The 22,195-nt window shown below is 60.4% G+C and carries 19 protein-coding genes and 4 tRNA genes; 15 read left to right on the top strand and 8 right to left on the bottom strand.

What is annotated here, in order from left to right; translation table 11 throughout:
• Nucleotides 1-67: 67 nt before the first annotated feature.
• Nucleotides 68-1,309, bottom strand: a complete 1,242-nt coding sequence (locus tag M2366_RS12025) for a multifunctional CCA addition/repair protein (RefSeq protein WP_259269894.1) — start codon at nucleotides 1,307-1,309, stop codon at nucleotides 68-70.
• 146 nt (nucleotides 1,310-1,455) lie between these two features.
• Here M2366_RS12025 and M2366_RS12030 point away from each other — a divergent pair, with 146 nt between their 5' ends.
• From M2366_RS12030 to mltC, 5 genes are all read left to right on the top strand, one after another.
• Nucleotides 1,456-3,024: an ExeA family protein gene (locus M2366_RS12030; protein ID WP_224431977.1), complete on the top strand. Its 1,569-nt coding sequence runs from the start codon at nucleotides 1,456-1,458 to the stop codon at nucleotides 3,022-3,024.
• A gap of 73 nt (nucleotides 3,025-3,097) precedes the next feature.
• Complete coding sequence (gene exeB, locus M2366_RS12035; RefSeq protein ID WP_224431976.1) at nucleotides 3,098-3,787, top strand: GspB family T2SS assembly factor variant ExeB; 690 nt, start codon at nucleotides 3,098-3,100, stop codon at nucleotides 3,785-3,787.
• A gap of 206 nt (nucleotides 3,788-3,993) precedes the next feature.
• On the top strand, nucleotides 3,994-5,067 hold the full coding sequence (mutY, locus tag M2366_RS12040; protein WP_224431975.1) for an A/G-specific adenine glycosylase: 1,074 nt from the start codon (nucleotides 3,994-3,996) through the stop codon (nucleotides 5,065-5,067).
• On the top strand, nucleotides 5,064-5,336 hold the full coding sequence (locus tag M2366_RS12045; protein ID WP_005895067.1) for an oxidative damage protection protein: 273 nt from the start codon (nucleotides 5,064-5,066) through the stop codon (nucleotides 5,334-5,336). The genes mutY and M2366_RS12045 overlap by 4 nt, the downstream gene beginning before the upstream one ends.
• Nucleotides 5,337-5,518: 182 nt before the next feature.
• Entirely contained in the window at nucleotides 5,519-6,622 is a 1,104-nt protein-coding gene (gene mltC / locus M2366_RS12050; RefSeq protein ID WP_224431974.1) for a membrane-bound lytic murein transglycosylase MltC, read from the top strand.
• Nucleotides 6,623-6,726: 104 nt separating this feature from the next.
• On the opposite strand, the gene M2366_RS12055 is transcribed toward mltC, so the two are convergent.
• Complete coding sequence (locus tag M2366_RS12055) at nucleotides 6,727-7,107, bottom strand: YgiW/YdeI family stress tolerance OB fold protein (protein ID WP_224431973.1); 381 nt, start codon at nucleotides 7,105-7,107, stop codon at nucleotides 6,727-6,729.
• A 243-nt stretch (nucleotides 7,108-7,350) separates the two neighbouring features.
• On the opposite strand from M2366_RS12055, the gene M2366_RS12060 reads away from it, so the two are divergent.
• Complete coding sequence (locus M2366_RS12060; protein ID WP_224432930.1) at nucleotides 7,351-8,355, top strand: SGNH/GDSL hydrolase family protein; 1,005 nt, start codon at nucleotides 7,351-7,353, stop codon at nucleotides 8,353-8,355.
• Nucleotides 8,356-8,578: 223 nt separating this feature from the next.
• Nucleotides 8,579-9,634, top strand: coding sequence for a porin OmpA (ompA, locus tag M2366_RS12065; RefSeq protein ID WP_224431972.1), 1,056 nt, complete (start codon nucleotides 8,579-8,581; stop codon nucleotides 9,632-9,634).
• Between the two features lie 78 nt (nucleotides 9,635-9,712).
• On the opposite strand, the gene M2366_RS12070 is transcribed toward ompA, so the two are convergent.
• Genes M2366_RS12070 through M2366_RS12080 form a run of 3 tightly spaced genes read right to left on the bottom strand, consistent with a single transcriptional unit; the run spans nucleotide 9,713 to nucleotide 13,204 of the window.
• On the bottom strand, nucleotides 9,713-10,276 hold the full coding sequence (locus M2366_RS12070) for a membrane integrity-associated transporter subunit PqiC (protein WP_224431971.1): 564 nt from the start codon (nucleotides 10,274-10,276) through the stop codon (nucleotides 9,713-9,715).
• Nucleotides 10,273-11,922, bottom strand: a complete 1,650-nt coding sequence (gene pqiB, locus M2366_RS12075) for an intermembrane transport protein PqiB (RefSeq protein WP_259269843.1) — start codon at nucleotides 11,920-11,922, stop codon at nucleotides 10,273-10,275. The genes M2366_RS12070 and pqiB overlap by 4 nt, the downstream gene beginning before the upstream one ends.
• The gene (locus tag M2366_RS12080) at nucleotides 11,915-13,204 is read right to left on the bottom strand and encodes a paraquat-inducible protein A (protein ID WP_224431970.1); all 1,290 of its coding nucleotides are present in this window, start codon (nucleotides 13,202-13,204) and stop codon (nucleotides 11,915-11,917) included. Before M2366_RS12080 ends, pqiB begins: the two co-directional genes overlap by 8 nt.
• Nucleotides 13,205-13,357: 153 nt before the next feature.
• Between M2366_RS12080 and hfq the strand changes: the two genes are divergently transcribed.
• Nucleotides 13,358-13,720 carry an RNA chaperone Hfq gene (gene hfq, locus M2366_RS12085; protein WP_005895045.1) on the top strand — a complete coding sequence of 121 codons (363 nt, stop codon included), beginning with the start codon at nucleotides 13,358-13,360 and terminating at the stop codon, nucleotides 13,718-13,720.
• A gap of 337 nt (nucleotides 13,721-14,057) precedes the next feature.
• On the opposite strand, the gene M2366_RS12090 is transcribed toward hfq, so the two are convergent.
• The 3 genes from M2366_RS12090 to dapA all read right to left on the bottom strand — a co-directional run bounded on the left by M2366_RS12090 (nucleotide 14,058) and on the right by dapA (nucleotide 17,378).
• Nucleotides 14,058-14,648 carry an HAD family phosphatase gene (locus tag M2366_RS12090; RefSeq protein WP_042041942.1) on the bottom strand — a complete coding sequence of 197 codons (591 nt, stop codon included), beginning with the start codon at nucleotides 14,646-14,648 and terminating at the stop codon, nucleotides 14,058-14,060.
• Nucleotides 14,649-14,708: 60 nt separating this feature from the next.
• Nucleotides 14,709-16,406: a diguanylate cyclase gene (locus M2366_RS12095; protein ID WP_259269844.1), complete on the bottom strand. Its 1,698-nt coding sequence runs from the start codon at nucleotides 16,404-16,406 to the stop codon at nucleotides 14,709-14,711.
• A 99-nt stretch (nucleotides 16,407-16,505) separates the two neighbouring features.
• The gene (dapA, locus tag M2366_RS12100) at nucleotides 16,506-17,378 is read right to left on the bottom strand and encodes a 4-hydroxy-tetrahydrodipicolinate synthase (RefSeq protein WP_259236874.1); all 873 of its coding nucleotides are present in this window, start codon (nucleotides 17,376-17,378) and stop codon (nucleotides 16,506-16,508) included.
• Between the two features lie 278 nt (nucleotides 17,379-17,656).
• Here dapA and rsmC point away from each other — a divergent pair, with 278 nt between their 5' ends.
• From rsmC to M2366_RS12135, 7 genes are all read left to right on the top strand, one after another.
• Nucleotides 17,657-18,685, top strand: a complete 1,029-nt coding sequence (gene rsmC, locus M2366_RS12105) for a 16S rRNA (guanine(1207)-N(2))-methyltransferase RsmC (RefSeq protein WP_224431967.1) — start codon at nucleotides 17,657-17,659, stop codon at nucleotides 18,683-18,685.
• 140 nt (nucleotides 18,686-18,825) lie between these two features.
• Nucleotides 18,826-20,043: a glucose-1-phosphate adenylyltransferase gene (gene glgC, locus M2366_RS12110; RefSeq protein ID WP_224431966.1), complete on the top strand. Its 1,218-nt coding sequence runs from the start codon at nucleotides 18,826-18,828 to the stop codon at nucleotides 20,041-20,043.
• Nucleotides 20,033-21,490 (top strand): glycogen synthase GlgA, encoded by a 1,458-nt coding sequence (glgA, locus tag M2366_RS12115; protein ID WP_259269845.1) that lies wholly within the window; start codon nucleotides 20,033-20,035, stop codon nucleotides 21,488-21,490. Before glgC ends, glgA begins: the two co-directional genes overlap by 11 nt.
• 128 nt (nucleotides 21,491-21,618) lie before the next feature.
• A tRNA-Leu gene (locus tag M2366_RS12120) sits at nucleotides 21,619-21,704 on the top strand.
• Between the two features lie 53 nt (nucleotides 21,705-21,757).
• Nucleotides 21,758-21,843: transfer RNA gene (locus tag M2366_RS12125), tRNA-Leu, on the top strand.
• 44 nt (nucleotides 21,844-21,887) lie between these two features.
• Nucleotides 21,888-21,973, top strand: a tRNA-Leu gene (locus M2366_RS12130).
• Nucleotides 21,974-22,042: 69 nt separating this feature from the next.
• Nucleotides 22,043-22,128, top strand: a tRNA-Leu gene (locus tag M2366_RS12135).
• The last annotated feature ends 67 nt before the right edge of the window (nucleotides 22,129-22,195 follow it).

A 22,195-nucleotide genomic window follows, 5' to 3' on the forward strand; every position in this document is an offset into this window, starting at 1 on the left:
TTTTTTATCCTCATCTCCCACTCTCCAGGGACGGTGCCCTATCAGCGTTCCCCTGACCCTGGCAGCCTCATGTCTCGTCCAGGAAGGTCCACTCGTCCCTGACCCGGCTGATGGCATCGAGCCGCCGCTTGGCGAGCTGCTCGCGGATCGCCTCCCCCTTGAAACCTGCCGCCACTATCTCCTTGACCGGCACGGCCTGAGCCGCTTCGAGCGCCTGCGCCACATAATCCGGCTCGGCATAGACTCGCTCCTCAAAGCCGGTACGGCCATGGAAGTCGGCGCGGCAGGCATCGAGCAGCTGGGCGAAGCGCTCCGGCCTGCGCCAGGCATCCGCCTTGTCGAACACCTTGAGCAGGGTGGCGGGCTTGAGTTCGAAGGCGATGTGGATATGGGTGTGCAGATCGCTCACCAAGAGCGCCAGATCCCGGCAATCTCCAGGCACCTTGAAGCGCTCGCAAAAATCACGAATGAGCGGTAATCCCTTCTGACCGTGGCCATGATGGCTGGGCCAGAACTCTTTGGGGGTCAACCCCTTGCCAAAGTCGTGACACAGGGCCGCAAAGCGCACCGCCAGGGTGGAAGAGCGCTGGCAAGCCTGCTCCAGCACCATGAGGGTGTGGATGCCGGTATCAATCTCCGGGTGCCACTTGGCAGGCGCCGGTACCCCAAACAGGGCATCGAGTTCGGGGAAGAGCGCCTTGAGGGCGCCACATGAGCGCAATACCTCGAAGAAGACCGCCGGGGTCGGCCCCATCAATACCCGCTCCAGCTCCTTCCAGACCCGCTCCGGGGTCAGGTGGGCCAACTCCCCCGCCTCTGTCATCTCGCGCATCAGGGCCAGGGTCTCTGGCGCCACCACGAAGCCCTGGGCATGGAAGCGGGCCGCGAAGCGGGCCACCCGCAAGACACGCAAGGGATCCTCGCTAAAAGCAGGGGAGACATGGCGCAGCAGCCGCTGCTCAAGATCCTGCAAACCACCATAGGGGTCATGGAGCTGGCCAGCCTCATCCTCGGCGATGGCATTGACGGTGAGATCCCGGCGCAGCAAATCTTGTTCGAGCGTGACATCGGGCGCCGCATGGCAGACGAAGCCGGTGTAGCCCTGGCCCTGCTTGCGCTCGGTGCGCGCCAGCGCATACTCCTCATGGGTCTTGGGATGCAGGAACACCGGAAAATCGCGACCGACCTGGCTGTAACCTTGCGCCAGCATCTGCTCGACCGTGGCCCCGACCACCAGATGATCCCTGTCCCCTTGCGGCAATCCCAACAGGCGATCCCGGATCGCCCCCCCTACCAGATAGATCTGCAAATCGACTCTCTCCCTCATGGATGCTGCCCCGATTATATCGGCTTTGCCGCTCGGGCACGATGGCCCCTGCTTGCCGGGGTTTTCGGGTCTTTGACATAACCCCGGTGAGGCTTTAACCTGCCGCCATAACAATGGAATGGATCCTTATGTACACACAGTTCTTCGGTCTGTCGGAAGCGCCCTTCTCCATCTCGCCCAATCCCAAATATCTCTATATGAGTGAACGGCACGGGGAGGCGCTCGCCCATCTCAACTACGGCCTGCAAGATGGCGGAGGCTTCGTGTTGCTCACCGGCGAGGTGGGCACCGGCAAGACCACTGTGTCCCGCTGCCTGCTGCAACAGCTGCCCGCCGACACCGAGATAGCCTACATCCTCAATCCTTCGCTCACCGAACGGGATCTGCTGGCGGCCATCTGTGATGAGTATCAGTTGCCCTATGGCGCCGATGCCGGCCTCAAGACGCTGTTTGATCTGATCCGCGACCATCTGCTCGCCAATCTGGCGGCGGGCAAGCGCAGCGTGGTACTGGTCGATGAGGCGCAGCACCTGCTGCCCGGGGTACTGGAGCAGTTGCGGCTGCTCACCAATCTGGAGACCGACGAGAAGAAGCTGCTGCAGGTGGTACTCATCGGCCAACCCGAGCTGCAACAGATGCTGCGCCAGCCTCTGCTGCGTCAGCTGGCCCAGCGCATCACGGCCCGTTATCACCTGTTGCCGCTCTCGGCCACGGACGTCGATGCCTATGTGCGCTTTCGTCTCCAGGTCGCGGGCTGCGTGCAACCCATCTTCACCCCCAAGGCCCTCGCCACCCTGCACCGGCTCTCCGGCGGCATACCGCGGCTCATCAACCTCATCTGCGACCGCGCCCTGATCGGCGCCTTTGCCCGGGCCAGCCACAAGGTGAGCCACAAGGACATCAGTGTGGCGGCCTATGAAGTGAGTGGCATTCGCGACGAAGGAAGCTGGCAATCCGGGCTGACCGTGGCCCTGGCTGGCGCCCTGCTGGTCACCCTCGGCTGGTGGGGCTGGCAGTTCGTCGGCATCTTCCCCGAGCGTCCCGTGGTCAAGGTGGAAGTGCCGGTCAAGGTCGACAACAGCGCCGAGCAGCAGGAGCAGCTGACCCGTGCCATCAATCAGGCCATCGAGCCCGATGTCGCCATGCAGAATCTGTTCAAGGTGTGGGGCTATCAGACCAGTCTGGAGGAGGCCATCTGTGACAATGCCCCCCGCGCCGGGCTGCGCTGCCAGGAGGGCGAGGCCTCCCTCCTGGAGCTGCAAGCCCTGCAATACCCGGCACTCATCAGTCTGAATGATGAGAACGGCGGTCTCTATTACGCGACCCTCACCCAGCTCGGCCCAGACAAGGCATCCTTGCTGATCGGCAAGCAGCGCTGGCAGGTGGAACGCCAATGGCTTGAAGACAACTGGGGGGGCAGTTACACCCTGCTGTGGCGCCTGCCCAAGGGTGGGGTGGCCCTGATTGGCAACAACGCTGGCGCCGAGCAGGTACAGTGGCTCGACAATGCTCTGAGCCGGGCCTTGCAGCAACCCGAGCGCAAGGTGAAGCGCTTCGATGGCGCGCTCAAGGCCAAGCTGCAGCAGTTCCAGCGTGAACAGGGGCTCAATCCGGACGGTATCGCCGGTAGCAATACCTTGCTGCACCTGAACGTGCTGGCCGGTGAACCCATGCCCAAGCTGGAGGATGCCTCCTGATGCGAGCCCCAACCGCCATCCTGGCAGCGAACCATGTTGCCTCCGTCCGCCCTCTCCCTGGAGTGACTGCCTGATGTCGACCCTGCTCAAGGCCCTGCGACGGGCCGATGCCCCCCAGCACGCCCCCCATATTCCCGCCATGGGGCTGCCGGTCACCCGGGAAGAAGAACCAAACCGCGCCTGGATCTGGTGGTTGCTGGCACCGCTGGCCATCGCCATGGGGGCCGCGGCCAATTATGGCTGGCATCTGCTTCATAACCGCCCCATAGAAGAGAGAGTCGAGGTCAAGGAGATAGTCACGGCGCCTTTCATGCGGGTCGAACCCGGGGAGATGATCACCCGCCCGCTGCCGCCCCCCCTGCCCGAACCCGTGGTTCAGCCCAAGCCGGCCCAGGAACAGGTGATCCACGAACCCGGCAACCAGGATCTCGCCGCGCTGCTGCAAAGCGCCCTCAACAATGTGCCGCTGGAGCCCGAGCCAGAGTCCGCCCCGCTTCAGACCCAGTCTGCGGCGTCCCAGGTCGTCCCCATTGCGGCACTGCCTCCGGCACTGCGTCAGCAGATCCCTCGGCTCGCCTATGGGGCGCACCTCTACTCTTCCAATCCGGCCAAGCGCAGCGTGGTGATCAATGGCCGTGAGGTGCGGGAAGGCAACGAGGTGGCGCCCGGCGTCATCCTGCAAGCCATTGCCCAGGACTACATAGTCCTCGGCGTGGCCGGCCAATCCGTCAGCCTGAAGGCCTTGCAGGATTGGCTGGGGTAATCCCGTCCGCCGCGACCAGGCTGCCGGGTCAGGTTCGTTCAACGCGGCAAACACAAGAGAGGGAGCCTCAGAGCTCCCCTTTTTAATCAACAAGATGAGAGCAATGCGAGTCAACGCGCTGCACCAGCCAGCCCTTGTACGGGGCTCCGGCCATGGCCGCCGTCCGTTACTCCTTTCCGCTCTCAGCTAGATAACATGAGCACAATGTGAGCACACCGAGCGACACCACCTTCGCCAACCGTATCCTGGACTGGTATCAGATCCATGGACGCAAGACCCTGCCCTGGCAGCAGGAGAAGACCCCCTATCGGGTCTGGGTCTCCGAGATCATGCTGCAACAGACTCAGGTCGCCACCGTGATCCCTTACTATGAGCGCTTCATGGGGCGTTTCCCGGACGTGATGGCCCTGGCCGATGCCCCCATCGATGAGGTGTTGCACCACTGGACCGGGCTCGGCTACTACGCCCGGGCACGCAACCTGCACAAGGCGGCCCAGCAGATCCGCGACCGGCACCAGGGCCTGTTCCCCGAACAGTTTGACGAGGTGGTCGCCTTGCCTGGCATTGGTCGCTCCACGGCGGGCGCCGTGCTCTCCCTCTCCCTCGGCCAGCCTCATGCGATCCTGGATGGCAACGTCAAGCGAGTGCTCACCCGCTGGCTGGCCCTGCCCGGCTGGCCCGGTCAGAAGCCGGTGGAAAATGATCTGTGGGAGCTGGCGACCCGACTCACACCACGGCTGGGGGTCGCCCATTACAACCAGGCCATGATGGACATGGGCGCCACCATTTGCACCCGCAGCAAACCGGCCTGTGAACGCTGCCCGGTGCAGGCCGATTGCCAGGGGCTGTCGCAGGGCAACCCCATCGCTTACCCCAACAGCAAACCGAAAAAGAGCATCCCGGCCCGCAACGGCATCATGCTGATGATCCGCCAGGGCAATCGACTGCTGCTCGAGCAGCGCCCCCCCCAGGGGATATGGGGCGGCCTCTACTGCTTCCCTCAGGTTGACAGCCTGGAGGCGGTTGACCCCTGCCTGAACCGGCTGGGACTGACCGGGCAACCCTATCGGGAGCTGGCCGGATTTCGCCACACTTTCAGCCATTTTCATCTGGATATCCGCCCCCTGCTCATCGAACTTGAGCAGGCGCCACCCGCCTCGCTCATGGAAGCCGATACCCGACTCTGGTATAACTTGTGCCATCCAGATGAGGTCGGTCTGGCCGCCGCCACCGCGCGCCTGCTGGGCTATCCCGATTTGCAACCACAGAGGTCCATATGAGCCGTACCGTTTTTTGCCAACGCCTGAAAAAAGAGGCCCCCGGCCTGGCTTTCCAACTCTACCCGGGTGAACTTGGCAAACGCATTTTCGACAACATCAGCCAGGAAGCCTGGACCGAATGGCAGCGCAAACAGATCATGTTGATCAACGAGAAGAAGCTCAACATGATGAACGTCGAGCATCGTCAGTTGCTGGAGAAAGAGATGGTGAGCTACCTGTTTGAAGCGGGTGAAGTCGACATTGAAGGTTACACCCCTCCTAGCCAGTGAGTGCTACCTGTGATCTGGGCTGAATACCCATCGTCGGTGACACCTCGCCCAGATCGCAGCCAATGTGTTGTACCTGTGAGCCAGGCGGAATCCCCCTCGTCGGTGACGTGTCGGCGATGATGCCTCGCCTAGCCCACAGCCAGTGAGTGACGGGCGGCCTGGCCGCCCCTTTCGAGGATCCTATGGGCCGAATTTTTTGGTTGTTGTGCGCCACCCTGCTGCTCAGTGCCTGCTCATCCCCCCCTAAATCCAGCGATGATCAGGATGACAACCTGGTCAACGGCAAGGACGTGCGCGGCTTCGAGCACATGATCAGCGCCCTCTCCCATAACGTGAACGAGATATGGGGGCGGGAGGCGCTGTTTGCGGGCAAGTTTGACTACGTCAAATACACGGATGAATACAAGAGCCGTGCCCACATCGACTTCTCCAGTGGCCACATCATGATAGAGACCGTCTCGGGGCTGGATCCCAAGTCCCATCTGCGCCGCGCCATCATAGAGACACTGCTCACCCCGGACGATCCGGCTGAGGTGGATCTCTATTCGGACAGAGAAATACTGCCCGGCGGCGAGCCCTTCCTCTATGGTCAGGTGCTCGATAACAATGGCCAGCCGATCCGCTTCGACTGGCGTGCCGAGCGCTATGCCGATTACCTGCTCAGCACCGCCATGAAGAAGCGCACCCTCGGCATTCGCAACATCTTCTACGTCGATATCCCCATGGTGGCGAACCACGAAGACAAGCGTGGCTACAAGTACGCCAGCATCATCCGCGATGCCTCCCGCAAATACGGGGTCGCCGAGAGCCTTATCTATGCGGTGATCAAGACGGAGAGCAGCTTCAACCCCTATGCGGTCAGCCATGCCAATGCCTATGGCCTGATGCAGGTGATACCCGCGACCGCAGGGCGCGATGTCTATGTCAGGGTCAAGGGCAAGAGTGGTCAACCGACCCGGGATGACCTGTTCAACCCGGCCTACAACATAGACGTGGGCACCGCCTATCTGCATCTGTTGCAGACCGTCTACCTGGTCGACATCGCCGATCCCCGTTCGCGGCGCTACGCCGTGATCTCCGCCTATAACGGGGGGGCGGGCGGCGTACTCAATACCTTCTCCCGCGACCGCAAGGCCGCACCCGGCATGATCAACCGCCTCTCCCCCGAGGCCGTCTATCAGGTCCTGACCGAGCAGCATCCCAAAGCGGAAGCGCGTCGTTACCTCTACAAGGTCGATCAGGCCGAGAAAGGGTTCAAGCGAGCCGTGCCCAGCCGGGCGGGTTGAAGGGGCCACCCCTCAATCCCCCAACCGGACGATTGAAAACATCAAAAGGGCGCTCCAGGAGCGCCCTTTTCATATCAACATCAACTTATCGCCAGCGCCGTGCACTATTTGGAGATGAAACCGCCCTTGCTCTGGGGGGTGGCTCCCACCTTCTCCAGTTGCTCCACTTCCAGCTCTGTCTTGTTCCAGCTGTGATCCACTTCGCCACGCAGACGCACCGAGTCATCCGGGCCAACTTCCTGGCCACGCCATACGTCCGCATCGATCTCGACTTCCACCTCGCCACTGGCATCGCGGAACAGATAGTTCTCACCGCCCAGGTGCTTGACCAGCTTGCCTTCCACCGTCGCCCAGCTGTCATCGGCAACATCCTTGAGCTGGATGACAGTGACCACATTCTGCTCCGCAGGTCCGGTGTAGGCGGCCAGGGTGGAGGTGGATACAGAGACCAGGGCCAGCAGGGTAAGAGCGCTCAATGTTTTCATGTCAGTTTCCTCAGGTTTCACAGGTTGCCACAGCGGCTATGGAGGCATGATGTCAGAGGGAGCGTGAAACATATGTGAAGCCACCCCATTTGGGGGATCGGGGTGTGACCGCAATCGCTTGCGGACAAATCAATGATTGTTGAATTAAATTCGACAGGGTTATCATTCTCAAATGACTCGCAAAATGGCGAGATCTGAGCACTATCGCAGGACAGCCTGCCTCCAGAGATGAGAACCCCCATGATGAGAGCCTGTTTTATCTGCCTGCTGGGCCTGCTGGCCTGGACCGCCCAGGCGGCCGAGCCACGTCCCGCCTTCTCCCGCATTGTCGTCTTTGGTGACAGCCTGTCCGACACCGGCAAGATGTATGGCAAGATGCGCGGTTATCTTCCCTCCAGCCCACCCTATTATCAGGGGCGCTTCTCCAACGGCCCCGTCTGGCTGGAGCATCTGGATGCACAGTTTCCCGGCCTGAAGATCGCGAATGAGGCCGAAGGGGGCGCCACCGCCGTCGCCTACAACAAGATCTCCTGGCACCCCCAATATCAGGTGATCAACAACCTGGATTACGAGGTCACCCAGTTTCTGAAAAAAGACGGCTTCCAACCGGACGATCTGGTGATCATCTGGGTCGGCGCCAACGACTACCTCGCGTACGGCTGGAACAGTGAGACCGACGCCAAGCGGGTGCGCGATGCCATCAGTGACGCCGCCAACCGCATCGTGCTCAATGGTGCCAAGCAGGTGCTCTTGTTCAACTTGCCGGACCTGGGTCAAAACCCCTCGGCCCGTAGCCAGCAGGTCGTCCAGGCCGCCAGCCATGTCTCCCAATACCACAACGCCCTGCTGCTTAATCTCGCGCGCCAGCTCGCACCGACCGGCCTGGTACGGCTGTTCGAGATAGACAAGCAGTTCGACGAGATGCTGCGTGAGCCACAGAATTTCGGGCTGAGCGACACCGAGCACGCCTGTTACGACGGTGGTTATGTGTGGAAGCCGTTTGCCGCCAGCAGCGCAAGCGATGACGCCCTCCTCAGTGCATTCAGCCCGCAGGAGCGGATCGCCATCGCGGGTAACCCCCTGCTGGCTCAGGCCGTCACCAGCCCGATGGCGCGCAAGGCGACCGCCCCTGACTGCGAGGGCAAGATGTACTGGGATCAGGTTCATCCCACCCGAGTCGTCCATGCCGCCCTGGGTGAGCGGGCCGCTGCCTTCATCGAGAGCCAGTACGAATTCCTGCCCAACTAGCAGCGACGCTCGCCAACGGAGATGTAAAAAAACAGGGGGCTGACCAGCCCCCTGTTTGTTGATTAGCGCTCAGACCCGCACATTAACAATTATTGTTATTTCAGTTAGTTGCGACATTTCCAAAAGCGACTAACTTTAATCTGTCCCACGGCCATGACCGCCGGACCCATAAGGGAGGGCCATTGAGGCAAACCTCCCTCACATGAAATTGCAGAGGCACGATATGAATAAATCATTGATTACATTGATTGTTTCTGGATTGCTGGCGGCCAACGCCCAGGCGGCAGGACAAGACAATACCTGGTATGGCGGCGCAAAGCTGGGTTGGTCCAACTTCTATGGTGTCGATCACAATGACACCATCAGAGATAACTTCAACATTACCGATGAGGACGACGATGCTCTGGGGGCTGGCGCCTTCGCCGGTTATCAGATCAATCAGAATCTCGGGATAGAGCTGGGGTACGACTGGCTCGGCAAGTACAAATATGATGTCGCCGACAAGATAGATCCCACCCTGAAGGGTGATGATGAAGTGACGGCCCAGATGGCACAGCTGACCATGAAGATCGGTTTCCCGGTCGCCGAGCGCCTGGATTTGTATGGTCGCCTCGGTGGCGCCTATGCCTGGACCAGTAGCAGAGAGCTGGATAACGATGATGGGGCTGCCTTTGTCGGCGCTCTGGGTGCCGAGTACGCCATCGATCGCAACTGGGCCGCCCGCTTCGAGTACCAATACACCACGCCGCTGGGTGATATGGACATGGATCATACCGGGCTCGAACTCGACAACGGTCTGCTCTCGGTTGCCATGTTGTATCGCTTTGGCCAGGAGGCCCCCGAAGCCGCCGTGGTACCCGCACCCGTCCCGGCGCCGACCCCGGTGACACAAAGCTTTAGCCTCAGCTCGGATGTGCTGTTTGACTTCAACAAGGCGACCCTGAAGCCGGAAGCCAGCCAGGCTCTGGATACCCTCTATAGCCAGATTGAAGCCGCCAGACCCAAGGATGGCACTGCCACCGTCATGGGCTATACAGACCGCCTCGGCGCTGATGGCTACAACCAGACGCTCTCCGAGCACAGGGCTCGCACAGTCGCCGACTACCTGGTCGGCAAGGGCCTGCCCGCCGACAAGGTGCAAGTACAAGGCATGGGTGAGAGCAACCCTGTCACCGGCGACAGCTGCGCCAGCGGATCCAAACGTGAACTGATCGTCTGCCTGGCCCCGGATCGCCGGGTCGAAATCAAGGTCGAAGGCATCTCGGAAGTCGCACAATAAGCCAGACTGAAGTGATAAAAAAACGGGAGGCTTGGCCTCCCGTTTTATTTTCTGTGATTGCGCAACAGGTGGCTGAGCTCAGCCCTTGCGCAGCTCGGCAGCAATCTGATCGAGCAGCTGTTGCCAACCCATCCCCAACTCTCCCACCAAGGTACCATAGCCATCGGCGGGCAGCACGCGCTCCATATGGAAGGGGTTGTCCTGCAGCACCCGACCATCTTCGGCCAGCAGGCGCCAGCGTCCGCTCAGCACGGCGCGGCCATCGAAACGACCCTGGAAGCGCTGTACGCTGATACTGAGCACAGGCCCCTGACGAGCGCCATCCTGACGTACCACCCAGCCGGGCAGGCGGGCAGACAGGCCATTCTGGGTCAGCTGGTTCAGCTGACCATCCAGCGAGCCTGCCCAACGCTGGTACTCGGTAAAGAGCAGCTCCTTCCCTTCCAGCTGATAGACCAGGCTGACATTGTCGAGCTGATCCGAGAGCTGAACCGGGCGCAGCACCAGCTGATGCTGAGGCCGGCTGACTGGCGCGGCCTGAGGTGTGCCGTCGGCATCCAGAGAGTAGTAGTGCAGCGCCGGGGCGCTGCTGCATCCGGCCAGCAAACCGGTCAGGGCCAGGGCCATGAAGAGTGATTTCATTCGGTACCTCGCTTGGGTTCAGGATCCTGGGGGCGAGTGCGATCGAAAATCAGCGAACTCGGCTGCTCGTTGAGAGAGTGCACCAGGGGCTGCAGCTCGCGCATCAGCTGGTTGAGGGATTGCACCGACTGGCGCAGATCCTGATTGGTCTGGGAGGCCCCATCGTAGCTGCGCAGCGTCTCCTTGAGCTGTAGCAGGCTCTCGTTGAGGGAGGTTGGCAACTGTTGGGTCGACTGCTGGCTGGTCAACTTGTCCAGATTGGCGCTCAGGGAGCTGACGTTCTTCATGGTCTTGTCCAGGTTCGCCAAGCTGCTGTTGACTTGAGCCAGGGTCGTGGACATATCCATATCGACAAATTTGTCGAGGATAAGGTTCACCTTGCGCTCTATCTGATCCAGACCGCCCTGGGTGGTGGGGAATACCTCGGTACCTGCCATCTGGCGCGCGGCAAACGCGGGGGCATCCGGGTAGAAGTTGAGATCGATCACCTTGCCACCGGTCAGCAGACTCGCGGTCTTGAGTGTGGCTCTGAGCCCTTCCTTGAATTGCGTGCTGAACAGCTTGCGCCACTGCTCCCGCTCGGCGTTGGCATAACGGTGGGAGAGACGCTGCACCTCGATGCGCGCCAGCACGGGGATCACCTTGCTCTTGAAGATCTGGGTCGCCTTGTCATCGATGAGATAAGGGGACGATATAACGGTACCGACCCGCACGCCGCGATACTCCACCGCAGCCCCGGGATGCAGACCCGCCAGGCTGTCTTCGAACAAGAAAACATAGTCAATGAACTGATTGAGGCTACCGGCCAACACGCTGCCCTGATCCTTGAACAGGGTGAAGGAGTCCTTGCTCTTGACCGCACCGCCCGGAACCCAGCCAGCCGGCAAGCCAACGGTAATGCCACCATCGAGCAACCCCTCCAGGGAGTCCATCTTCACCTTCATCCCCTCGCTGGTCAGCGATGCCTCGAAGCCTGGAGTCATCCAGAAGCGGGAGTTGTTGGTGATCAGCACATCGTAGGGCGCATTGATGAAGATCTGGTATTCCAGCTCACTCTTCTCGGGTAAAAATTTCACCTCCTCCACCTGGCCTATGGTGTAGCCCTGATATTGGATGGGGGAGCCCACACTGAGGGAGCGGGTCTCGGTGCTGTTGAGCGTCAGCCTGAGCCCCTTGGCATCGAGGGAGGCGAGTGGCGGCTTGTCGAGGATCTCATAGCGCGACTTCGCCTTGCCCTTCTTGCCGGGAGAGAGCTCTATATAGGCGCCGGACAGCAAGGTGCTCAGACCCGAGACCCCTTCACGGCCAACCCTGGGTTTGACCACCCAGAACTGAGTATCCCCCTTGAGCATATTGGCCGCATTGTTGGAGAGACGCGCCGTGATGATGGCATGGCTGTAGTCATCGCTGAGCTCCACCGCCTCGATGCGGCCCACGTCGACCTCACGGGAGCGGATCACCGTCTTGCCCGCGACTATGCCCTCGGCCGTGGCCACGGTCAGCTGGAAGCTTGGCCCCTGGGAGTACCAGTGCTGAAACAGCATCCAGGCACCGATGAGCAGGGCCACCAGAGGCACCATCCAGATCGCCGCCGCCGAACCGAGGAAGTCGGAACCGACTTTTCTCACTGTCTTACGCTCACTCACGTTCGCGTTCTCCTTGTTGTAAATCCCAGATCAAGCGGGAATCGAAACTCATGGCGGCCACCATGGTGATCAGCACCACGCCAGCAAAGGCGACGGCGGCGGGGCCGGGATAAATGGTCATCAGATTATCGAGCCGGATGAGGCCTGCCAGTATGGCCACCACGAACACATCTATCATGGACCAGCGACCGACAAACTCCGTCATGCGATAGAGCTTGAGTTTACCGAGCGGCGAGGCACCGTCCCCGGTCTGTACCCGGTAGCAGAGCCAGAACAGGGCCAATATCTTGGCAAGCGGGATCACCACGCTCGCGATGAAGATCACCGCGGCGATGGGATAGGAGCCCATTCCCCACAGCAGCACAACGCCGCCGAGTATGGTCGAGGGGCTGATATCGCCGAGGAAGACGGTGTCCATGATGGGATAAAGGTTGGCAGGTATATAGAGAATGGCCGAGGTGATGAGCAGCGCCCAAGTACGTGCCATGCCACCGGGTTTGCGGCTGTGCAGATGAGCACCACAGCGCAGACAGCTATGCTGCCCCCATTCGCCGAGGGCACCGCAGACGTGGCAACCCACCAGACCCGCCTCCCGGGCACCCAGTGCGGGATCCAGCTCACGGGGCTCGCTCGGGCCAAACAGTCGCTGCCAGAACCACATGCGATCCAGCGATGAAATCGTCTTGATAAGCAGCAGGGTATAACCGACAAAGGCCCAGAAGGAGAGGCCCATCTTGATGTCGGCCATGCCCATCAACTTGACCAGGGAGATGAGTACCCCGATGAGGAACACATCCACCATCAACCAGGGCTTGATCCGGCACAGCAAACGTCCGAGGGAGCGCAATGCGTTGCTGTGCATGGGTTTATCGAGTCGCCACAGCACCAGCATGGTCGACACCATATAGACGAGGGGCAGACCGATCAGCGTCATGCTGAGGACTGCGGCCAGAAACAGGTAACCTTCATTCACCAGGGTGGTGATGCACTGCAGGAAGCTCATCTCCTGGCCCAGCCCCTTGGCGGAGAAAGACATGAAGGTGAAGCAGTTGGTGAGCACGAACATGATGATGGCTGCCAGGCCATAGGCGAGCGGTCGCCTCGCCTGATCCGGCAGGTGACTAGTCAAGGTGTGACCACAGCGGACACAATGTTGCGTCTCGCCCAGCGCCAACTCGGTGGCGGGAGCCAGCAAATCACACTCTTCGCACGCGGTTGGATCGGCACGATATGGGCTCAGTTCGGAACTTGATGGCAAATGAATATCTCTGTCTGGGTCCATCACGGACCGTGAAAGCGCGATTATCGCAGCAGGGCGCCCAGGCTGCCAGTCCCTATCTCACCCCATAGTTGAGGTGGCAACAGAATGACTTTGACAAGCCAGTGGCCATTTAGCACAATCAAACGCCACTTTTTTTCCGCGGGACAATAATTTATGACAACCGAATCCCCCAGCTACGCCACCATAGAGCAGGCCTTCTCCCTCGGGAATGGGCAAGACTCCGCTCTCAACTGGCTTCGTAAAAACCGCAGTCAGGTTGCCATCTTCCTGGTGAGCGGCATCAAGCTGGAAGGCACCATCAGTGGCTTTGACCAGTACAGCGTGCTGTTGACCGACGCCCATGGCAACCAGCAGTTGGTGTACAAGGCCAAGATCTCCACCATCGCCATGCACTCGGGTCGCCCCCAGGTCAATATTCAGCGCGCCCGCAAGCCCCGTGTCTCCATGGCACCGCGTCCCCATGGCGCCCCCGGCCGTTATGACAATAACGATCAGGGTGGCAGCAGCGAGCAGTAAGCCAGAGCTTTCTCTGTCACAGAGGCCCGCGTGACGGTCGCAGTCGCGACTTGCGTCAATCCGTGACAGATATGTCTACTCCCCTCCCAACCTGTCCCGCCGGGGAGTAGACCACCCGTTTCCCCTCAGAGATCCCCTATCGCCCTCAGCGAGGCGGGGTCGACTCGGCATCGTTTGCACACCCAGCGCCCCTGTGTGATGGCCGAGCCGCCACCATGACAGTTATGACCGAGCCCGCTCCCGTTGGTTATCCAACACCCTGACCACCTTGAGGGTGCGCTTGCGCGCGCATTGCCTTTCAAGATAGCGAGCAATCCCATGAACGATCCGATATGGCTCAGTCCGGCAATGCAGCCGGCACCCCGTCCTTGACCAGACAGGTCTGCATGCCGGCAGCCTGCCCGGCGGCCAGGCCTATGCCGGTATCCTCGAACACCAGGCAGCCGCGAGGCTCGACCCCGAGCCGCTCGGCGACCAGCAGGAAGGTATCGGGATGTGGCTTGTGCTGGATGACATCATCCGCGGTCACCACCACGGGAAAGTAGCGATCCAGGCCGGTATTGCGCAACACGGCCTCGGCATTGATGCGGGGCGAGCCAGTGCCCACCCCCATGGGTAGATGACCATGATGGGCCTGCACCAGCTCAAGCATGGCGGGGAAGACGGTCGCCTTATGCAGGTTGGCTACATAGTGGGCCGTCTTGCAGCGCGTCACTTCCAGGGGGTCCAGCGCTATCTGCTGCTCTTCGGCCACCAGCAGGGCTATCTTGCGACTCGGCATGCCGCCCAGCTCATAAAACCAGTCACCATCGAACTTGAAACCAAATTCGCGGGAAGCATGCTCCCACGCCGCCAGGTGCAGCGGCATGGAATCAACCAAAGTACCGTCCAGGTCGAAGACCAGGCCTTGAAAACGGGAGAGGATCATGGGCAGCTCTGCATCGAAAAAGAGAGCCATTCTAGCAGTCCCTGAGCGGGAGGCCATGGCCTAGACGGTGGAAATTTGCTCCGTGGGCAACGACTGCGGTTCGAAGAGCCGACTGCAGGCACGGCCAGCTGACTTGGCACGGTAGAGCGCCTGATCCGCGCGCTCGATAAGCTGCTCCCACTGCACGCCCTGATCCGGGGCCCAGTAGCTGAATCCTATGCTCACCGTGAGCTGTGATTTGACCCTGGAGGCCGGATGCTCAATGGCAAGCTTGGCGAGCTGGTGATGGATACGCTGGCAGAGGAACTCCGCCTCGCCAGGCTGGGGATTACAGAGCAAGATCACGAACTCCTCGCCACCGTAACGGGCGACCAGATTGGTGCGGCGTCGCTCACACTCTTGCAGCAGCTGGGCCACCTGGCGCAGGCAGAGATCCCCCTTGCCGTGGCCAAAGTGGTCGTTGTAGGCCTTGAACTCATCGACATCGATCATCAGCACGGCCAGCCGCCGATGTTGGCGACGCGCCATCTCCCACTCCCGGGCCAACGTCAGATCCCACTGGCGGCGGTTGGCGATGCCGGTGAGCGGGTCCTCCATGGAGAGCAGGGCCAGCTGCTCGTTGGCCTGCGCCAGCGCCTGATTCACCAACTCCAGCGCCTCATTGGTCTCGGCCAGCTGGCGAGTCCGTGCCGCGACCCGCTCTTCCAGATCCCGGTTGAATTGCTCGAGGGCGGCATGATTGCGCTGGCGGATCAACATCTGGGAGAGCATGGCGGCGAACTGCTTGAAGATTTCCCCATGGTAGGCCTTGATAGGCTTGCGCTGCAGCAGGTTGTCGGCGGCAATCCAGCCGATGGGGCTATCCCCGTCCCACAGGGAGACCATGGCGTTCCAGCCGCGCCCCACCTCCTGCTGCTCGTAATAAAGCGGCGCATCTTCCAGCACCAGCACATAGTCTTTGCGGCGCAAGGCCTCCTGCACCACAGGATGTTCCGGGATCGGGCTGACGAAGTGACGCTCGTCGGTGATCTCTCCCGCCTCATTGGTGCCCCAACTGCCCTGCATGGTGGTGAAGTCCGGATCGATCAGGAAGACGGCAACCCTGTCGAATTGCAGCAGACTGCGGGCCAGCAGCACGGCATCGTGCAGCAGACTCGACTCATTGCGGCAGCTGGAGAGCTGTACCCCCACCTGATGCAGGGATTGCAACAGATCGAGAAAGGATTGCTGGAGTGCCTGGCTCTGAACCAGGGATGCCTCTGTGGTGAGCCGTTCGTCCCGCTCCCGGCTAACCAGACTGCTCAACATGCGGCTCTCCAGCTCGGCGGCCAAATAGTGCATCAGCAGCTGTATGCCCTGCTTCTGGCGGGGAGTGAGCCGGTCAAGGCGACGACGGGTTTCGAGATAGACGCCCCCCTCCAGCCCCTGTTGCCGCTTGAGTGGAAAACAGGCTCTCAGTTGGGCCGGAGGAGCTTCTACCGCGTCGCACCAGACATGGGGATCACTCTTGAGTTCGATGAGCAGCTGACCCTTGGCCAGGGCCTGCTCGATGAAAGGCAGGGGTAACCCCAGCATGCTGGCATGATGGGGCTCAAGGGTCACCAGACCCCGTTCGGGATGGAAGGCGAACAGCTCAGGCTGCGGTCGATTCAACCACAGATAGATCTGATCGGCTTCGGTCTTCTCCCTGATAGTCGCCAGCGTCACCTCACAGAGGTGCTCAAAACTGGTGAAGTGCTCCGGATCCCATTCCAGCATGTCAATCATCCTCAACTGAACCCGAGCAGTATATAGAGCCGGGTTCATAGTGATTCAATTAACGCGTAAAAGGTCGATCCAGAGCCCATTTTTTCGCCGTTAGAGCAGGTCCAGTGCCAGCATGGCATCGCGGATCCGCTGCTTGGTTGCTTCGGCAAGCGGCATCACGGGCAGGCGGCACTCTTCACTGCACAGGCCGAGCAGGGAGGCCGCATACTTGGCCCCCGCCGGGCTGGGCTCGGCAAACATGGCCTGGTGCAGCGGGATCAGGCGGTCTTGCAACGCGCGAGCTGCCTGCCAGTCACCGGCCAGGGTCAGGTTCTGCACCTCGGCCAGCAGCTTGGGAGCCACGTTGGCGGTCACCGAGATACAGCCCTGACCGCCACCTATGTTGTAGGCCACGGCGGTCGCGTCCTCACCCGAGAGCCAGGCGAACGGCTTCTTGATGAGCTGACGCTCAGTCAGGGGGCGGGACAGATCGCCGGTGGCATCCTTGACCCCGACGATGCGTGGCAACTCGGCGAGCCGGGCCAGGGTGGCTGGCTGCACATCGACAATGGCACGGGGCGGAATGTTATAGACGATGATGGGCTTGCTCGTCGCGTCATGAACGGCCTTGAAGTGATGATAGAGCCCCTCCTGATTCGGGCGGTTGTAGTAACCGGCCACATGCAGGGTGCCATCCGCCCCCGCCTGTTCGGCGAAACGGGTGTATTCGATGGCCTCCACCGGGTTGTTGGAGCCCGCACCGGCGATCACCGGTACCCGGCCCGCCACCTGCTTGACCACCAGCTCAACCACCCGGCAGTGCTCATCGTGGCTCAGGGTCGGGCTCTCCCCCGTGGTGCCCACCGGCACTATGCCGTGAGTACCCTGCTCCAGGTGCCAGTCTACCAGGCGCAGCAGTGCCACCTCATCCAGTTGGCCATCACGAAAGGGGGTGATCAGCGCAACGATCGAACCTTGAAACATGGAATCTCCTTCTCCGTCGACTCTCGACATCAACAAAAAACCCCGCTACGGAGTGCGCAGCGGGGTTTGAAACTTCTCAGGGCGGTGAGAGGGTTACGCGCGCACGCCAGCAAACCCAGGTTTTGGGTTCTTTTTATGCTTTCGTTTCAACGCGTTGAACCGCATCACGCCATCCCCGAGGAAAAATGAGTGTTCGGGCATCTTTCTGGAACACGGCATAAATGTCAAGGCGAAAGCAGCCATGTATACTAGCGGGCCAAAACCCCCCGGAGAGAGTCATGAGTCATCCCCTGAGTGCCGTCAGCCAGATGCTGGAACGTAATCAAGCCCTGTTCGAGGGCAAGAGCCTGCTGGTGTGCGGTGCACTGGAAGATGATTATCCCCGTGAACTGGCCGGGATCGCCCGCGAGCTGATGGTCTTTACCACGGATTACAGCTACTTCCTGACCCAGCAGGAGGCGCTCGGCGAACGCATCCATTTCGGTCATGAGCTGGGGGGAGAGGCCCGCTTCGATGCCCTGCTGCTGCTGCTGCCCAAGGCCAAGGCCGAGGCTCGCTTCCTGCTCGCCATGGTGGCTCCCCTGTTGCACCCTGGAGCCGATATCTTCCTCGCCGGGGACAACAATGGCGGCATCAATGGTGCCGACAAGCTGATCGCCCCCTATGCCGGCAAGCCGGTCAAGCGCGACTCGGCGCGGCGCTGCTCCCTCTATCATGGCGAGCTCTGCGAGCCGGTCACGCCCTTCCTACTCGAAGAGTGGCTCAGCCAGTACCAGTGCCAGATAGGCGACACCCAGCTGACCATACAGGCACTGCCCGGTGTGTTCAGCGCCAGCGAGCTGGATCTGGGCAGCAAGATGCTGCTCGCCAATCTGCCTGCCATGAACGGCACGCTGCTCGACTTTGGCTGCGGCGCCGGGGTCATCGGCTCTGTGCTGGCCAAGCGTAATCCCGGCCTCGACGTGACCATGGTCGATATCAACGCCCTGGCCCTGGAATCGAGCCGCCGCACCTTGGCCGCCAACGGTCTCAAGGCTCAGGTATTGGCCTCGGACGTCTACTCGGCGCTGCCCGGTCGCTTCGACCGGATAGTGTCTAATCCGCCGTTCCACGCCGGGCTCAAGACCCATTACGCCGCCACCGAGACCTTCCTGGCCGAGGCGCCTCGCCATCTCGCCCACCATGGCACCCTGACCATAGTGGCCAATCTCTTCCTGCGTTATCAACCTATACTGGAAGCCAGCTTCCCGCGGACCGAGATCCGCGCGGCAGATACCAAGTTCAGGGTCTATCGCAGCAGCCTGTAACGACAGTCACAAATCTTGTGTAGAGTCTCACCTGGAATCTGTTATGGTATCCGCAAACGTTTAACAACCCCCTTTGGGGGTATTTTTTTGCGATACTCTGAAAGCCTTTTCACAGCAGCAGCACCGGAGATACACAGACCATGGCAGGCATACTCACTATGATACTGGCGGGCGGAGAAGGCACCCGCCTGCAACCCTTGACCACCACTCGCAGCAAGCCGTCAGTCCCCTTTGGCGGCAGCTACCGTCTCATCGATTTCGTACTCAACAACTTCGTCAATGCCGACTTCCTGCGGATCTATGTGCTGACCCAGTTCAAGTCCCAGTCCCTCTATCTGCACATGAAGAAGGGCTGGAACATTGTCGGCATCACGGATCGCTTCATCGACCCCATCCCGGCCCAGATGCGGATGGGCAAGCGCTGGTATGACGGTACGGCCGATGCCATCTACCAGAACCTGCGCTTCATCGAGATCTCCGACCCTGAACATGTCTGTATCTTTGGCTCGGATCATATCTACAAGATGGACGTGAGCCAGATGGTCAGTTTCCACAAGCAGAAGGCGGCGGCCCTGACGGTGGCGGCGCTGCGCATGCCGATTGAAGAGGCGAGCGCCTTCGGGGTGATCGAGGTGGATCAGGAGGGGAGGATGATAGGTTTTGAGGAAAAACCCAAGCATCCCAAGCACATACCGGGTGACCCCAGCCAGGCCCTGGTCTCCATGGGCAACTACATCTTCGAAACCGAAGCGCTCTATCGCGAGCTGAAACGAGACGGGGATGATGAGCATTCCAGCCATGATTTTGGCAAAGACATCATCCCTCACCTCTTTCCCCGTGCCCCTGTCTACGTCTATGACTACAGTACCAACGTGATCCCGGGGGAAGGCCCGAATGTCTATTGGCGCGACGTCGGCACCCTGGATGGCTACTGGCAAACCCACATGGACCTGGTTGCCGACAACCCGCCCTTCTCCCTCTACAACCGCAAATGGCCACTGCATACCCACTACCCCCCCTTGCCGCCCGCCACCTTCGTTGACACTGAGGATTGCAAGGTAAAAATTGCCAACTCATTGATTTCCGGCGGGTGCTTCATTCAGGGCAGCCAGATACAGCGTTCAGTGCTGGGCTTTCGCTGCAACATAGGCCCCTGCAGCCATATCAGCGAGTCCGTGCTGCTCGGGGATGTGAAAATAGGTGAGGGCTGCTCAATTCGGCGCGCCATCATAGACAAAAATGTTGAAATTGCGCCCGGCACCGTGATCGGTGAGAATCTGACCCATGACAGGGAAAGGTTCACCGTATCTGAAGGGGGTATTGTCGTGATACCCAGGGGAGCGAGAGTTGGCTATTAACCCATTAAAAATTCTGTTCGTGGCCTCAGAGGTCGAGGGGCTGGTCAAGACTGGCGGCCTGGCCGATGTGGCTCGTGCGCTACCACGCTATCTGGCCCAGCAGGGCCATGATGTGCGCATCATATTGCCCTTCTACAAGGGGATGAAGCGCCGTGACGAAGCCAGGTTGCTGGCCTCGCGCTGGCTACCCACCCCGGCCGGACAGGAAGATATCGGTTATCGCCTGCATCAACTCGAGCTGGACGGATTTCCCGTCTACCTCGTCGATTGCCCCCGCTACTTCGAGCGGGCTGAACTCTATGCCGAGCATAACCAGGCCTATGGGGACAACGGCGAGCGATTCGCCTTTCTGGCCGCCGCCGCCCTCCATGCCACAGAGCAGCTCGGCTTCGCCCCGGACATAGTCCACTGCAACGACTGGCACACAGGTCTGCTGCCGTTGCTGCTCAAGACCCGACACGCCAACAATCCCTTCTTCGCCCAGACCCGCAGCGTCATCAGCATCCATAATGCCGCCTTCCAGGGGGTATTCGATCGGGTGCAATTTGCCGCCGTACCCGAGATAAGTCATTACGAACAGCGGGTGGCCTATGACTATGGCCACATCAACCTGCTCAAGTGTGGCGTGCTCTACGCCGACAAGATCAATGCGGTCAGCCCCAACTACGCCAACGAGCTGCTGACCCACCTGGGTGCCCATGGCATGGCATCGGCCTTCCAGCAGCGGGCGGCGGACCTGCGCGGCATCCTCAATGGCTGCGACTATCAGGATTGGGATCCCGCCACCGACCTCCACCTGCCTGCCAACTACGATGATCAGGATCTGAGCGGCAAGGCACGCTGTCGCGCCCAGTTGCAGCAAGATGCGGGCCTGCCGGTGGTGAGCGACCCTATCTACGGCATGGTGTGCCGACTGACGGAGCAGAAAGGTGTTCATCTGCTCATCCCCGCCCTTGAGGACTTCCTGCGCCACCGGGTGCAGGTGGTGATCGTCGGTTCAGGGGATCCCTCTCTGGCGGCTCAGCTTCAAGCCATCGCCCAGCAACATCCGGACAGGTTCGCCTTCATCAATACCTACGACGACCGGCTGGCCCATCTGGTAGAGGCGGGCGCCGATATCTTCCTGATGCCCTCTCTGTTTGAACCCTGCGGCCTCAACCAGATGTACAGCCTGGCCTATGGCACCCTGCCCCTGGTGCGGGCCGTCGGTGGCCTCAAGGACACGGTAGTTGACTGGGACCAGGGCGATGAAGAGGCTACCGGTTTCTGTTTTGTGGATCCCACCGCCCATGGCCTGCTCGATGCCATGCGCCGCAGCCTGCTCTATTTCCTGCAAGAACCCGAACGTTTCGCTCTGATACAGCGTCGTGCCATGCAGACCCGCTTCGACTGGCCAGATTCGGTGGACCAATACGTGCAAATGTATCGGGATGCCCTCGCTCGCTAGGCTCGGATCATTCGAGAATTGCTGAAGTTTTGTCCCCTTGACCCGGCTTTCTCTGCCAAGGGCGAAAAAAGTCCATTATGGCTGTTGACGCCCCTTCAAAACTCTATAAAATCCCCGTCCGCAGTGATGCGAAGGTGGCGGAATTGGTAGACGCGCTAGCTTCAGGTGTTAGTGTCCCACGGATGTGAGGGTTCGAGTCCCTCTCTTCGCACCATACTGCAACATGCTTCATCAGTGGCATGTAAAACAAGATTGATGACCCAATGTGCGAAGGTGGCGGAATTGGTAGACGCGCTAGCTTCAGGTGTTAGTGTCCCACGGATGTGAGGGTTCGAGTCCCTCTCTTCGCACCATGCTTCTCCAGACAGCATGTAAATCAAAACTGGTAACACAATGTGCGAAGGTGGCGGAATTGGTAGACGCGCTAGCTTCAGGTGTTAGTGCCCTTCGGGTGTGAGGGTTCGAGTCCCTCTCTTCGCACCATGATTCTGACATGTAAAAACAGACAGTGCATGGCCAACTCCATGTAAAACAGGTTGGGAAAAACAGTGTGCGAAGGTGGCGGAATTGGTAGACGCGCTAGCTTCAGGTGTTAGTGTCCCACGGATGTGAGGGTTCGAGTCCCTCTCTTCGCACCATCTATTCGACAAAAGGCCCATGACGACAGTCATGGGCCTTTTGTATTTGACCCCGGCTAGCTATCCT

Origin of the sequence: Aeromonas sp. BIGb0405 (assembly GCF_024807335.1) — a bacterium.
In the GTDB taxonomy this organism is placed as follows: domain Bacteria; phylum Pseudomonadota; class Gammaproteobacteria; order Enterobacterales; family Aeromonadaceae; genus Aeromonas; species Aeromonas rivuli.

Bases quoted from the DNA above. Each gene is read 5' to 3' on its own strand.
- M2366_RS12030 (WP_224431977.1), top strand. From the start codon at position 1,456: ATGTACACACAGTTCTTCGGTCTGTCGGAAGCGCCCTTCTCCATCTCG.
- exeB (WP_224431976.1), top strand. From the start codon at position 3,098: ATGTCGACCCTGCTCAAGGCCCTGCGACGGGCCGATGCCCCCCAGCAC.
- M2366_RS12045 (WP_005895067.1), top strand. From the start codon at position 5,064: ATGAGCCGTACCGTTTTTTGCCAACGCCTGAAAAAAGAGGCCCCCGGC.
- mltC (WP_224431974.1), top strand. From the start codon at position 5,519: ATGGGCCGAATTTTTTGGTTGTTGTGCGCCACCCTGCTGCTCAGTGCC.
- M2366_RS12055 (WP_224431973.1), bottom strand. From the start codon at position 7,107: ATGAAAACATTGAGCGCTCTTACCCTGCTGGCCCTGGTCTCTGTATCC.
- M2366_RS12060 (WP_224432930.1), top strand. From the start codon at position 7,351: ATGAGAGCCTGTTTTATCTGCCTGCTGGGCCTGCTGGCCTGGACCGCC.
- ompA (WP_224431972.1), top strand. From the start codon at position 8,579: ATGAATAAATCATTGATTACATTGATTGTTTCTGGATTGCTGGCGGCC.
- M2366_RS12070 (WP_224431971.1), bottom strand. From the start codon at position 10,276: ATGAAATCACTCTTCATGGCCCTGGCCCTGACCGGTTTGCTGGCCGGA.
- M2366_RS12080 (WP_224431970.1), bottom strand. From the start codon at position 13,204: ATGGACCCAGACAGAGATATTCATTTGCCATCAAGTTCCGAACTGAGC.
- hfq (WP_005895045.1), top strand. From the start codon at position 13,358: ATGACAACCGAATCCCCCAGCTACGCCACCATAGAGCAGGCCTTCTCC.
- M2366_RS12090 (WP_042041942.1), bottom strand. From the start codon at position 14,648: ATGATCCTCTCCCGTTTTCAAGGCCTGGTCTTCGACCTGGACGGTACT.
- M2366_RS12095 (WP_259269844.1), bottom strand. From the start codon at position 16,406: ATGCTGGAATGGGATCCGGAGCACTTCACCAGTTTTGAGCACCTCTGT.
- dapA (WP_259236874.1), bottom strand. From the start codon at position 17,378: ATGTTTCAAGGTTCGATCGTTGCGCTGATCACCCCCTTTCGTGATGGC.
- rsmC (WP_224431967.1), top strand. From the start codon at position 17,657: ATGAGTCATCCCCTGAGTGCCGTCAGCCAGATGCTGGAACGTAATCAA.
- glgC (WP_224431966.1), top strand. From the start codon at position 18,826: ATGGCAGGCATACTCACTATGATACTGGCGGGCGGAGAAGGCACCCGC.